Annotated in this window: 11 protein-coding genes; all 11 read right to left on the bottom strand. The window is 59.3% G+C overall.

The annotated features are described in order from the left end of the window. Complete coding sequence (locus tag ABIB91_RS12005) at window positions 1-909, bottom strand: type II secretion system F family protein (RefSeq protein ID WP_007592691.1); 909 nt, start codon at window positions 907-909, stop codon at window positions 1-3. Beyond that, window positions 906-1,838, bottom strand: a complete 933-nt coding sequence (locus ABIB91_RS12000) for a type II secretion system F family protein (RefSeq protein ID WP_198288231.1) — start codon at window positions 1,836-1,838, stop codon at window positions 906-908. The genes ABIB91_RS12005 and ABIB91_RS12000 overlap by 4 nt, the downstream gene beginning before the upstream one ends. Beyond that, window positions 1,835-3,211, bottom strand: coding sequence for a TadA family conjugal transfer-associated ATPase (locus ABIB91_RS11995; protein ID WP_007592694.1), 1,377 nt, complete (start codon window positions 3,209-3,211; stop codon window positions 1,835-1,837). Before ABIB91_RS11995 ends, ABIB91_RS12000 begins: the two co-directional genes overlap by 4 nt. Beyond that, complete coding sequence (locus tag ABIB91_RS11990) at window positions 3,208-4,404, bottom strand: CpaE/TadZ family protein (protein ID WP_007592696.1); 1,197 nt, start codon at window positions 4,402-4,404, stop codon at window positions 3,208-3,210. The genes ABIB91_RS11995 and ABIB91_RS11990 overlap by 4 nt, the downstream gene beginning before the upstream one ends. Further along, a complete protein-coding gene (cpaB, locus tag ABIB91_RS11985) occupies window positions 4,404-5,369 on the bottom strand; it encodes a Flp pilus assembly protein CpaB (RefSeq protein WP_354160985.1) in 966 nt (321 codons plus the stop codon). The genes ABIB91_RS11990 and cpaB overlap by 1 nt, the downstream gene beginning before the upstream one ends. Window position 5,370: 1 nt before the next feature. Next, complete coding sequence (locus tag ABIB91_RS11980; RefSeq protein WP_007592699.1) at window positions 5,371-5,877, bottom strand: A24 family peptidase; 507 nt, start codon at window positions 5,875-5,877, stop codon at window positions 5,371-5,373. 101 nt (window positions 5,878-5,978) lie between these two features. After that, window positions 5,979-6,194, bottom strand: coding sequence for a hypothetical protein (locus ABIB91_RS11975; RefSeq protein ID WP_007592700.1), 216 nt, complete (start codon window positions 6,192-6,194; stop codon window positions 5,979-5,981). 439 nt (window positions 6,195-6,633) lie between these two features. Beyond that, window positions 6,634-7,023 carry an ankyrin repeat domain-containing protein gene (locus tag ABIB91_RS11970; RefSeq protein ID WP_007592701.1) on the bottom strand — a complete coding sequence of 130 codons (390 nt, stop codon included), beginning with the start codon at window positions 7,021-7,023 and terminating at the stop codon, window positions 6,634-6,636. Window positions 7,024-7,287: 264 nt separating this feature from the next. Beyond that, window positions 7,288-8,640 (bottom strand): HlyD family type I secretion periplasmic adaptor subunit, encoded by a 1,353-nt coding sequence (locus ABIB91_RS11965; protein WP_354160980.1) that lies wholly within the window; start codon window positions 8,638-8,640, stop codon window positions 7,288-7,290. 10 nt (window positions 8,641-8,650) lie between these two features. After that, a complete protein-coding gene (locus tag ABIB91_RS11960) occupies window positions 8,651-10,324 on the bottom strand; it encodes a type I secretion system permease/ATPase (RefSeq protein ID WP_157158555.1) in 1,674 nt (557 codons plus the stop codon). A 148-nt stretch (window positions 10,325-10,472) separates the two neighbouring features. Continuing rightward, window positions 10,473-13,973, bottom strand: a complete 3,501-nt coding sequence (locus ABIB91_RS11955) for a beta strand repeat-containing protein (protein WP_354160976.1) — start codon at window positions 13,971-13,973, stop codon at window positions 10,473-10,475. Window positions 13,974-13,984: the final 11 nt, after the last annotated feature.

Genomic DNA, 13,984 nt, shown 5'->3' with positions numbered 1-13,984 from the left:
CTATTTACCGAAGCTGGCGAACGAACGCACCAGGTGCAGAATTGGACTTCCTCCCAAAATGACGAACATGGCGGGGAGCAGGAACAACACCATCGGAATGGTCAGCTTGGCGCCCAACTTGTGGGCTCGTTCTTCAAGCTTGGTAATGCGTTCTCGCCGGAGGTCGACAGCGATACTCCGCAGAGCTTGGCCCACCGGCGTTCCGTACTGCAGGCTTTGGGCGACCATGGTGCCGAAGCGGCGAAGCCCATCCGACGTAGCACCTAATTTCTCGAACGCCTCGCTGCGACTTGGCAATATCCGGAGATCGTCAATAAGACCTTGCAAGACCCGCGCGACAGAGGGATTGGTCTGGCTCATTTCCTGCGTTACCCGTGCGAGCCCGCTCTCCAGACCCATTCCCGCTTCGCTGCACACGACCAGCAAATCGATCATATCCGGCGTGCCGACCCGAATGGCAGCATCGAACCGCCGCTTCATCACGGTCAGTATCAATCGCGGCCCCAAAATCCCGATCATCACGCCCATGAGTGTAAAGACCAGCACATCCATCAGTCCCTTGCCGAGAAGCAGGGCGACACCCGCGGCGATGATTGGGCAAAGGAACATGCTGACGGCTTTGACGCCGATCCAGGTCGGCAACGCTCGCCGATGATTGAAACCTGATGATTGAAGGATGGCGCTTAGTTGATCCAGATTTTCCTCAGCGTAGAAGCGGCGATACCGCATGCCGAGCCATGAAAACCAACCGGTCACGTCCTGGAACGGGGCGGACCGGTAAGGGATACCCAGCACGGCGTTCGATACCCGCGTGTCCAATGCACGAAGGTGTAATTCCTGGATGATCAACACGCAGGTCGCACTGCCAGCTGCTAGTGCGAGGGCTACCAGACCTAGGCCAACAGTCACAGCTCGGTTTCCCTTCTGACCATCCAGCTTATCACCAGAGCCCCAAGAAGCACCGAGCCCACTGCGTAAGCCAGCAGCTTGTTTCCAACCGGATCAGTGAACAACAGATCAACGGTTTGCGGATTGGACGCGTATAATACTCCGCCTCCAACTAGCGGCGATATCGTCAGCGCTCGCGATGAAAAGATCACCTCTCCTGCGAGCGCCTTGGCGCGACCAGCCAGCGCAACACGCTGCCTCACCGTGTCTCCCAGGTTCTGTAAGGTTTCGGCCAAGCTGCCACCTGACTTCAACTGGACTGCAAGTGTAACCGCAAACATTGCATATTCCGCCACTTGCGTTCGCTGATAAACAGCTTCGACGGCTTGCTCTGGAGGTCTCCCCAGATTCACCTCGCTGCATACGATGGCAAACTGGCCAGCCGTTGGTTGCGGCATATCGCGAGCGAGGGCGCGAAATGCTTCGTGCACGGGCAGACCCGATCGAACGGTACTGGTCACCAGCTGGATCGCATCAGGCAGCTGTCGAAAAAGCTGAAGCGCAACGCGACGTTGCTGCCATCCAAACAGGCCTCGCACCACGATGATGGCTGCGATTGCAGCGCCAATGCACCCGTAGAGAATGGAATATCCGAGCAGGTGATTCGCGTAGAGAGTTGCTGCTGCTGCGGCGACACCGGCAAGCAGCACATAGGCCGGATGCCAAATGTACGAGATCTCGGAATTGTAGTTGGCCAGGCGATGGAGAAACAGGGACCCGGCCCCGGTCTCCAACCGGCGAATGGATGGCAGATTAGCTGGATGTGAGGCCGGCAGGGCAACCGACAGCCGGCGATCGATGCGTCTTTCCCGAGCGTCGATCCACAACGAAATGGCTGCTGCGCACATCGCGAGCGCCAGAACAGCGACGATCACAAACTCCGGCATCACACCTGCCTCATGGCCTCGGCCCAAGCTCCATCCAGCCCGTAATAGACAAGACGGCTCTTGAATTTCGGGGTTGCAAGGTTGCACCTGTAGGAGCCCGATATACGCCCATGCACATCCTCCTCGTGATACTCGAAGGCTGCGATGTCATTGGTCGTAATCACGTCCCCTTCCAGGCCGACGACCTCGCTGATCTGAACGATCCGACGCTGTCCGTCCCGCATGCGTTCGACCTGCACAATGAGATCCAGCGCAGCGACGATCTGAGCTCGAATGGCGCGCGTCGGTAGATTGACCTGCCCCATCTGCACCATATTTTCGATGCGGGTCAGGGCATCTCGGGTACTATTCGCGTGCACCGTGGAGATCGAGCCATCATGGCCGGTGTTCATTGCTTGCAGCATGTCAAATGCCTCAGCGCCACGCACCTCACCCACGACGATCCGGTCAGGACGCATGCGCAGCGCATTCCACAAGAGATCGCGCTGCGTCACCTGCCCCGTACCTTCGAGGCTGGAAGGCCGGGTCTCCAGGCTGATCACGTGCGGCTGCTGGAGCTGCAACTCCGCCGCGTCCTCGATGGTGACGACGCGTTCGCTGTGATCGATGAATTGGCTCATGGCGTTGAGCAGCGTCGTCTTGCCGGACCCTGTGCCGCCGGAGACCAGAACATTGAGCCGAGACCGGGAGGCAATCTCGAGCAATTGTCCGATGGCTGCGGTCATCGAGCCGTTTTCGATCATCCCGGCGATGTCCAAACGGCGGCTTGGAAATTTTCGGATCGAGATGCAAGGGCCATGGATCGACAGCGGCGGAAAAATGATGTTGACCCGGCTGCCGTCAGGCAGGCGGCAATCCACCATCGGACTGGACTCGTCAACGCGTCGCCCAACTTGCGCGGCGATTTTCTGCGCCACCGATGCGATGTGGTCATTGTCGCGGAATCGCACCGCGACCCGTTCCAGCTTGCCGGCTCGTTCGACATAAATGTTACTCGGTCCGTTGATCATGATATCGTTGATCGATTGATCGAGCAGAAGCGGACGCAGCGGTCCGTAGCCGGTCATGTCGTCCGCAATCTCGTCCGCCAGCTGAACCTGTTCGCGAGCTGACAGCTCGAGCCGTTCTTCGTTGGCGATTCCATGGATGATTTGCTCGATCTGCCGCCGAAGGACATCGCGCGAAACAGTTGCCGCCACTGATGGCTCAATCTGCTCGATGACCCGCTCGCGGAGCGAGGTTGGCATCAGGGGCCGCTCGGGCGGAGGTTCGTGCCTGGGCGCAGCTGCAGGCAAGCTCGGCGGCGATGCCGGCAACGGCGTCAATGCCGATAAATGAGCTGGCGTATCGTCGTCGCGCCTACCGAAGGTCTTCATCGTCCGAGCAGCCTCCTCAGCCATCCCTTCCGCTCGGCGCCGAGCCCCGTGATCTCCCGTACAATGGGGGCGAGGTGACGTCGCAGTCCTGAAACGTGCTTCAGCGCAGGAATTCCGAGATTGACCGCTTGGGTCATGCCTTTGCCGAGATCCGGCACCACCATATCTGGCTCTGCGCCCAACGCCTTGACAACGGCCGCCCGGGGGAGGCCGCCGGGGCGATCGGCACGGTTAAGCAAAGTAAACACCCGATCCTTGCCAGCGATATTGGTCACCGCAGCGCGCACTGCATGGGCATTGCGCAGTCCGGTCACCTCAGCTTCCAGCAACACCAGCACGTGACGGGAAAGCGCGATCACCGGGTGAATGGATGCCGGAAACGGCACTGGGACATCGACAACGATGTAATTGAACCGTTGGCGCAGCAGACCCAGTACGTGTCTCACGCCGGCTTCAGTGATGTCGAGCTGCGCATCCAGTTCTTCATCGGCAGAAATCAGGCAAACTCGCTCGTTGACCTCAATTGCCGCGCGCTCAAGGAATAATGTGTCCGCACGCATCGGGTTTTCCAGCGCAATACGCAGGCCTGGCCCGGGCTGAACACCCAACATGACAGCTGTTTCGCCGCCTTGCAGGTGAAGGTCGAGCAGCGCAACTTTGGCCTTGGTGGTCTCGGCCAGCTGCAGCGCGAGATTGATGGCGATACTCGTTGCGCCGGCGCCACCCTGCGCACCACAGATCGAGATCACATGTCCGCCACGATCAACCGAACTGTGCGTCACGTTGCCAAGCAGCTTCGGGCGCAGCTGGTCCAGCACGATATCGCGCGTGACCGGCCGCGGCAGGTACTCGGTCAAGCCCAGCTCCAAAAGCTCACGGTAGAAGGTGATTTCCCTGTTCTCGCCAATCAGGGCTACGCGGACATCGGGTGGACAGACTCCGGCAAGCCTTTCCAGTTCAGTAAAGGGATCATCGATGCCGCTGATGTCTGTCACCAGCGCCAACAGGTCGGTGTCGGTTTCAAGCATCCGTATCGCATTGCGGATCGTGCCGCGTCTGATCGAGAGGTTGGCGCCTTCCAGCCCTCTGCGCAAAGCCTCAGCGCTGAGCTCATCATTTACGAAACAGACGATGCGGTTACGCGTGACGATCGATGTCGCTTCTTCAGGCGGAGTGGCTATGGCAATGTTCATCAACGTTTCTCCGACAATCTGTTAGCGTAACCCATAGCGGTTGCAGTCTGGCGGACAACTTCCGAGGACCCATCGCAGCTGATGAGAGCGTCTTCGTCTTGTCTCCTGACTGTGTATTGCTTGACCTCACCGCCCGAATGAACGACCACTGCCGTTCTCTGGGCGGCAATTGCATACTGGCGGGCGAGTTCCGGCGAGACATCGCAGCTGGACATCGCGCCAGTGTCCGCCTTATCCCATTGATCGACAGCCGCGCGTACGGCCAGGGAGAGCGTTCCGATCTGCTTTGCGACAGACACCTTTTTGACCTGCTCCTGCGTGAGCTCCAGCGACACGGTTTGTGTTTGCTTACCTGCCATCCCGCTAATAGGTCGCGCGCCCTGCACGATCTCCTGGTCAATCGCGATGACTCGAACATTGCCCAGAACGGTTTCGCTCAGGGCGCGACGCACGAGATCGACTTTCTCGAAGACCTGAGTCAACACCACGTCGACATGATCACCCGGCCTGATCAGGCCCGAGACGCCCGACTCCTCGTCGACCTTGATGCTAATGGCACGGCTGTCTGGCGCCAGGACACTGGCGAGGAAACCCCGATCCCGGGGGCGCAGGATGTCCTGCAATGTGACGGGACTGCCCGCTTCGACGAACTTGCGGATGAGAGAACCGGGAAGTCCGGCCTTGGATTCGGGCGTTTCAAGGATAGCGCCCTGCGGAATGCGCTCCGGCGGCACCGACCGCACGGTGAAATCTTCTTCGCGGGCCAAAGTCCCCTTCGGCAATGGACGCGCCGCGACAAAGTACCCGGAAGTCGTCGGCTCCGCCGGCGCCGGGGTTGTCTCTGTGACTTGTACCGGGGCCGGAGGCTGCGCCTTCGGCAGGTTCATGTTGTAGGCAATCAGACCGAACGCAGTGGTTGCGAGCAAAAGCACCATGATGATCGACAGACGCAACGCGGATGACATCTCACAATCCTTTGCTCAAAATAGTCCAAATACCACCGCATGCTATTGCCACCCCGTAAGGCAGCGGTGCGTGTCGCAAATTACGCCAACGCTCGACCGCATAGATGCGGCGCATGAGCGACGAGCCGACGGGCGCTAGCCTGGGATATGGCAGGAGGCGCATCAGCAGATGCACCAGGGCAAGAACGCCGCCGGCCAACACGGTAATGGTCAGTAGCTGAATCACGCCGGTCAGCGGAAAGCCGATCGCCAAAGCAATCAGCAATTTGACGTCACCGCCGCCAATTCCACCGCGCGTGTACAGGACAAACAGCAGCAGAAAGAGGATCGCGGCTGCTATTAGCGACTCGGCAACTTGCATCGCGTTGGGCAATTGACTAGCGATCCCGAGGAGCGCCAGCGCCAGACAAATTTCGTTTCGGATCAATCGCGTCGCGACATCGATCGTTGCGACATAGAGCAACAATGAGATTTCCAGAATAGAGGCTGTGGGAGCAATCCAATTCATGAAATGCACGCCCCAAAAAACGTGGAAGGCAAACTTGCGGGGGCACTTTTGCAGGAGGGGGGCAGCTTGGACTACCCCCCTCTGGCATCAAAATGGCAGTATCAACCAGCGATGGCCGTAGCGAAAGCAGTGGTGATAGCGGTGATCCCGGTCGTCAGCGCCGCGCCGATCTGACCAGTAGCTCCACCGCCAAACACAGCACCGACTGCGCCAACGATACAAACGGCGACGATGATGTATTCGAACGACACCACGCCGTCCTGGTCCGCGCGCAGACGCTTAAAGCCTTCCGTGGTCTTGATGTAATATTTCAACATAGCGAAATCCCTTCTCAGTTGAATTTGCAGATGCCCGTTGGCACATTCAGCGGCTGCGGACGATTTCCAACCTGCCACTTCATAAACTCTCTATTAAATGTAAATCCTCGTCAATATTTAATATATATATGATTTCGCTTTTAATCGATTTGAACAGTGCGCCATCGGATCGATCGCAGAAATGGCCTGGTAATACAACAAGATAGCGGAGTTAACCATGAAGTGACGCAGGATCACCGGAATAATACGGACACCAAATGGCATATCTCACGCGAAAAGAATTCGCCACGCTGATTGTTCCGGCATTTAATTTATGTGCCCACCAATTTGCAAAGCTGCCCACAAGCGACGAGAGTCTGCGAGGAAAGCGCGCGGCCGGCACGCCTGAAGGAAGTCTCGCAAAGGAGGATTGCCACAGAGGGCGACAACGCCAGACGCTTCAGGGGATTGCTCTGAAGACCCTGATCGCTGCGTTGAAGCCGTATGATTCCGCCAGCTGCACTGGCGTGGCGCGATCATCAATTTGCATTGGCGCATCGATATCGGCACCGTGAGTAAGCAGAAGCTCGACTGCGTCGCCGTCATCAAGGCTCACGGCGTAGTGCAGCGGCGTCCAGTCATTCAATCCGCGTTGCTGCACGTCGGCACCTCGCACAGGCAACAGGCGCACAATGTCATGCCGGTCGTTACGCAAAGCGGAAAGCGCAGCGATCAGTGAGGGAAAGCCGGACAGGTCAGGATAATTCGGATCGCAGCCGAGATCGAGCAGCGTCTCGACGAAATGGAATGGACTCCAGTATATCGCATACCCGAGCGGGAATTCAGTCACGCCGAGATGGGCGGGATGCGGGCTGTTTAGAGAATCAGCTGGATGACCAGCGCAGCCAGCAAAGCGTTGAGATCGCCTGTGCGATAGGCGCCATCTATGGCGTTGAAGGCCTTATATCTTCACATCGCTGCACTCGTTCGGCCTTGGCTTCCGCCGCCATTTGTGTCGTTGAGCGAGCCTGGCTTCCGGGATGAGGCATTTGTCTCTCCTCGCTCCGATCTGCGTCGCTACCGAACTGCGTCTTCCATCACTTGCCTGATCGCGTCATTTCTGCCGGAACGACTGGTTGAACGACATTGCGAGCGGTCCCACGATGTACTCAAACGCAGTTCGTTGCACGGTCGGGATCATCACTGTCGCGGGCATGCCAGGGTAAAGCCGAATGTTCGGCATCGCGGCGAGCTCATCTCGGTCGATCCGCACGAATGCGGTGTAATAGGGCGCGTTGGTCTTCGGATCGGTCAACCGATCGGCCGAGACCTGAATCACGTCGCCATGAATGATCGGTACGATGCGCTGCTTGTACGCGGTGAGGTGAACCTCGGCGCGCGTGTCCGGATGCACGTCGCTGATGTCATCGACACCGACCTGTGCCTCAATGGTCAGCGAGTCCTCGTCCGGAACGATATCAAGGATTTTATCCCCGCGCTGAATGACGCCGCCCACCGAAAATACGCTCAAGCCCACGACCCGCCCTGTATACGGCGCGCGGATCTCCATCCGGCCTAACACCGCTTTGGCGTTCATCGCCTTGGGAATCACCTCCAGGAGCTTGGCTTGGGTGTCACGCAGGTCCTTGGTGACGTCGGTCATTCGATCGTTATCGAGCTGCGCGATCTGCTGCTCCTGCTCCGCGATTGCTTGGCGCGCCTTGGCAATGTTGGCCGTTGTATCCGCGATCTGCCCCTCGAGGCCAAAGGCGGTGCGCTCCAGCTGCAGAATTCGCGGCCGGGCGATCAAGCCGCGCTCGACCAGCGGGGCAATATCGGTGGCTTCCTTGTGAATGGAGTTGATCTGGTCGGTAAACGATTTGGCTTGAGCCTCGGCGCCCACGATCTGCGAGCCGAGCTGGTTGATCTTTTCTCGGATCACGCTGCGCTGCCCTTCCAGCGCGGCCCGCCGGCTCTGGAACTGGCTGAGTTGACCGTTCCAGACGCTCTTGAGATAGGGATCGTTGGTTCGAGCCTTGAGATCGGGGGGCATCACGAGCTCGGAGCCATGCTCGAGCTCCGTCAGCAACCGGATTTCGGTTGCCCGCAGCACAGCAAATTCTTGCGTCAGGACGTCGTATTCGGCGCGAGCCTGGGTCTCGTCGAGTAGGATCAGGAGATCGCCCGCGAGAACCTTGTCGCCTTCCCTGACATGCAATTCATTGACGATGCCGCCGTCGAGGTGCTGGACGCTCTTGCGGTTGCCGTCAACCTTGATCACCGCATTCGCGACCACGGCGCCGTTGAGTGGCGCCGTCACCGCCCAGGTGCCGAGACCACCAAAAAACGCTGCGATGATCAGCCATCCCACCAGGGCAATTCGTCGTATCGAGTCATTGGGGCCGCCGTGTAGGCTTGCAGCTGACATCGGGGTTCTCGATCGGTTTGCGGCATCCACCAGGGCCATGCAATTTGTCCTAACTCGCCGCTGCCTGCACGGACGAGACCGGCACCGGTCGCGTCAGGCGCGACAAAATTTCGTTCCGCGGGCCGAACATCTCGGCGACACCTTCACGCAGCACCAGAATCTTATCGCAAACGCCAATGGTGGCAGGCCGGTGCGAGATCAGGACCACGGTCGTTCCACGTTGCTTCAGCTGCAGGACGCAATGGGCAAGCGCGGCGTCGCCATCCGCATCGAGGTTCGAACTCGGCTCGTCAAGCACGACAAGGCTCGGATCGCCATAGACCGCCCGAGCAAGGCCAATCCGCTGGCGATAGCCGCCGGAGAGGATGGCACCGCCCTCCCCGACCTCGGTATCGTAGCCCTCCGGCAGTCGCACAATCATTTCGTGCACGCCGGCCAGCTTTGCCGCAGCAATAATCGCAGTGTCGTCGCCGTCGTCGAACCGGCAAATGTTTGTGGCGATGCTGTCGGCGAAGAGCTCGACATCCTGCGGAAGGTAGCCCAGGTGCTGGCCCAAGGACGACCTGATCCAGCTCGAAATGTCGGCGCCATCCAGCCGCGCCGCGCCTGCCGAAGGCGTCTGTACTCCGACGAGGTGGCGCGCCAGCGTCGATTTACCAGCGCCGGACGGACCGATGATGCCCAGCACTTCTCCCGGTTCAATCCGGAAGGCGACCCCGCGCAAAATGGCCTTTGACGTTCCCGGCGCTGCGAATAATAGGCCGTCCACCGAAAGTTGGCCGTCAGGACGCGGCAGAGTCAGTCCGGTTTCACGCGGTGGATGGGCGGTTAACAGCTCGCGCAGCCGCACGAAGGCGCCGCGAGCTGAGACAAGGCCGCGCCAGGACCCCACGATCTGCTCGATCGGCTGGAGCGCGCGGCCGAGCAGGATGCTGGCCGCAAACATCGCTCCCGCGGTGGTGAGACGCTCGATGACAAGATAGGCGCCCACTCCCAATATCAGCGATTGCATGGACAGTCGCGAGAAACGGATCAGGCTCTGCATCGTGGAGGCACGGTCGCTCGCGGTGACCTGGCGCTCGATCATCCGGATACGGTCCCGACTCCAGCGTCGTAACAGTCCGGGCGTCATGCCCATGGCGCGCACCACTTCGGTGTTGCGCAGGCTCATCTCGGTAAAAATGTAGTTTCGGCTCGCCGCCTCGTTGGCCTCCGACAGCGGAGACTTGACTGCCAATTCATTGAGGAAGGCCAACAGGATCAGAATGACACAACACGCGAGTGCAAAGGCGCCCAGCAACGGGTGAAGCGCGAAAATCACGAGAATGTAGATCGGAGCCCAGGGCAGATCGAAGACTGCGTGAACTCCTGCGCCGGTGATGAACTGGCGGAAGATGTCGAAATCGCGCAGCAATTGGCTGCGCGTGCTGCCGCCCCTTGCGGTGCGATCGATCACCGCTGTCATCACGCGCGGTGCCATTTGATGGTCGAGGCGAACACTGGCGCGCGTGAGTACCCGCGCGCGTACCGCGTCGAGACCTGCAAGTGCTGCATAACCCAGCAACAGGGCCATGGTGAGCATGAGCAGCGTGATCTGGCTGGCGCTCGAGATCACCCGGTCATAGACCTGCAGCATGTAGAGCGGGCCGGCCAAATACAGCAGGTTGATGGCCAAGCTGAAGATCGCAGCCGTGGCGAAATAGCCTTTGCAGGCTTGCAGCAACTGTCGGAGTTCGTCGGGTCTTTTGAACGGAGTACTCACACAGATCAGCGGAAAATCCGCCCCTCTTCAAAATTAATGCCGAACGCTGGACATCGTAGTCAAAAGTCGGAGCCGCAACGTTCGCCCCGAGTCATTTCCGCGCTGCGCATCAGACCAGATGGTCGTGGTAGCTGATCAGCGTTCCCGTGTTCTTGTCTGCCTCTGTCTGGAAGCCCGCCGGGTCGTACTGGCCGAGCAGGAGAATGTTGGCGGTATGGACTCCGTCGGTCACCGACAGGGTTCCTCCAGTACCGGCCTGATTTGCGACATAGCTCGCGGTCGCGCCGGCCCCGAATGCCACACCGAGCAGATCCAGGTGGTCATCCCCGTTAAATCCGGACACGACCCCGCTAAAGTCAAAGGAGTCGTGGAGCACGATTGTCCCGGTCGCTTCGGCATCAAGCGCTACATTCGCAGACGAGGCCGCTCCGAATTCGAGTGTGGCCGAACCGCTAATCTGAGCCGTTCCGTTACCGCTGACATTGCCGTCGATTGTGACGTTGCCGCCATTGGCCCACAACAGGCCGGTGTTGATGATGTCGCTGTGGACCTCCAGTCCACCGGTTCCCGTTGCCTCGAGCGTTCCGGAGTTGGTGACGACGTTTGTGCCGGTATCGATGACGAGCGAGTTGGTTCCAGTTGCATCGATTGTGCCCTGGTTCACCACGGTCAACTGTCCCGCTCCCAACTGACCGGCACCAGAAATGGTATTGTCCACGTTGGTGAGCGTGACGTCGGATGCCGTACCGGTGATCACGTTCTGGCCGCTATCCGACAGATCGACGTGGCCGCCGCCATCGAGTGTGATGCCATGCTCGATCAGCTGGAGGTCGGTCTCGTCGCCCGTCGAGTTCAGCGCGATCGAGCCGATGTTATGGATCACGCCGCTCAGCGGCAGGACGGCGCCGTCGCTGATCACCATGTTGCCGGCATTTTCCGTGACCGGGATTTGGTCGAAGACGAAGTCGCTTGCGGTAAGCGACGACGCATCGACGCCGTTTAGCGTGATCGACTGACCATCAGCGAGTGCGATCACCGCGCTGCCGGCAGCGTCATTGGCCATATGCGCCTGGATGTCACCAAAGCCGGTGAACTCGGCATAGCCGATCAGATCGATCTGATCCGAGGCGGCGTCGAAATTGTAGATCGTATCGTGGCCAACCGGTCGGGCGAACACGATCAAGTCGTTGCCGCTCGAAGCGGTCAGGTTGTCGTCCCCCGAAATAGCGAAGATTGGGAAACCGGCCGCGTAGGCTTCAACATTGTCGAAAACAAACTTGGTCCCCGTGTTGCCGTCCGCGTCTGTCCATGTCTCGGCGACGTTGAGGACAACCGCGCCCGCGACGTCGGTGAGCGTGGTAACCGCCAGGGACTGGACATCACTTGTTTGCACCGTCCAGGTACCGTCTCCGTTGTTCGTTCCCGCGTTCAAATTCCAACCTAACGGAACACCGCTGACTGTGACCGTGATAAGGTCGTTCGGGTCCGACGACGGATCGGTCAGGCCAAGGTTGATCTGCTCTCCGGCGATGCCGGCCGGAGCTACTCCGGTCGCAAAGTCGGCGGCAGTCAGTGACGTTATGCCCGCGAGATGGATTTCCAGCAGGTTGGCATTGCCACCATTGAGAGCGCCGGCGGTGGCGTTACCGTAGACAATCGTTTGGTTGTTGGCAGTGTCGACGAACCAGGCAAACGTGTGTGCTGCGACGCTACTGTTCACGGCAGCCAACGAGCTGCCTACCGACGTGATCGCTAGGCCCGAGGTAGCTGCGATCTTATCGGACCCCGATGTGAAATCGATAATCGTGTCGAAAGCACTGTTTGTCGAGTCAGATGCCAACGTATAGCGGAACGTATCATTGCCGGCTCCGCCCGACAGTAGATCCGCGTTTGCTCCGCCGGTGATCGTATCGTTTCCGGCGCCTGCCAGCAGAAGATCAGACCCATTTCCGCCGTTTAGCGTGTCATCGCCGCCAAGGCCAACGAGGATGTCATTTCCATCATTGCCGGACATCGTCTCACCGGTGGCGGTCCCGACCAGAGTATTATCGGACGCATTGCCTGTAAGCCCCGCCAAAAGGTCGGGGAGATTTTGGCTGATTGCGGAGTAGGTGACAGCGCCACCCCCATTAAGAGCGACAGCGAGATTTGCGCTTTCAAAAGCAGTGACGCTAGCCTGCCAACTTGAGGCTAAAAGATCGAGGGTTCCAGTGGGACTACCGTCCAAGTAATTTTGCAGCGCGCTCTCAAAGGTTGCATTCGAAAGGATTTGCTCAAGCTGTGTCGCCGAGAAAACCAGGGTGACGCCGTCTGATCCATTTCCACCGTTGTAGGTTGTCGTGCCGTTGATGTGATTCCACGCTGTCACCAGAGTATCGCCGCCATTCCCCATCAAGACAGACCAATTGCCTGAAGGGGCCGGCGTATTTCCATCAAAAGTATTGTTAGCGAAATCGGCAATGTCAGTACCGTTTCCAAAATTGATCACGTGTCCACTGATGCTACCGGCCAACGTTATTGTGACGGTCACAGGATTGGAAGAGAGCGAGCCATCTGAATCATGATAGGTGAACGCATCAGTGCCTAAGAAGGAGTCTGTCCGCGTGTAAGTAAATGAGCCATTGAGGTTAAGCGTCACGGTTCCGTGGGTCGGGTTGGTGTCTTTGACCGCAGTTATTGCATTGTCTGGATCAGAGTCGTTGGCGAGAACTCCTGGCGTTGTAACCGTCAAGATATTTCCGCCTGAAGTGTCGAGGATATATGCGTCATTCTGCGCCACCGGCGCGTCGTTGACCGGCGTCACCGCCACCGTCGAGGTCACGATGTTGCTGGCGTGATTGGCGCCTGCCCCATCGTCCACCTGATAGCTGATGGTGCGGGTCGCACCCGAGGGGTTATCGCTTGAGTTCGAATACGTCACCGAACGTAGCGCCGCCTGGTAGTTCGCCACAGTCGCAGAACCGGTCAGCGTCAGCACGCCGGTCGCTGCATTGTAGCTGCCCGTGATGCCGTTCTGGTTGGTGAAGCTGAGGACATCCTGGCCTGAGGGGAAGTTGGTCGTGATCGACACCGTCGCTCCGGTCAGATTGGTGCTGTCGACGTCCGAGACGGTCAACAGGGCATCGATTGCCGTCGCGGCCTGGTTCTCAGTATAGGACAGCGAGCCACCATTGGCGGTGATCACCGGCGCGTCATTGGTGCCGGTGATCGTGATCGTCTCGGTCTGCGCGACCGTCGCACCCTGCGCGTCCTTCACATTGTAGGACACGACGATCGTCGTGTGCTCGCCAACCGCCAGGCTGTTGAACGCAGCGTCCGTCGGATCAACCGTCAGCGTCGAGCCAGACAGGCTCACCCCGGCCGGCGCCGTCGAAGACGCAGTTCCGCCGTCAACCGCATAGCTCACGGCGGCAACGCTCAGCGTCGCTGTTTCGCCATGGTCCGCGTCACTGGCCCCGGACAGCAGGTCCAGCGCGTAGGACGGCGCACCTTCGGCCGCCGTCGAGGTCAGCGCCGCCGTAACCGTCGGCGCGTCATTGGTGCCGGTGATCGTGATCGTCTCGGTCTGCGCGACCGTCGCACCCTGCGCGTCCTTCACATTGTAGGACACGACGATCGTCG

Origin of the sequence: Bradyrhizobium sp. JR4.3 (assembly GCF_040547695.1) — a bacterium.
In the GTDB taxonomy this organism is placed as follows: Bacteria; Pseudomonadota; Alphaproteobacteria; order Rhizobiales; family Xanthobacteraceae; genus Bradyrhizobium; species Bradyrhizobium canariense.
This window is presented reverse-complemented; position numbering and strand designations above follow the sequence as displayed.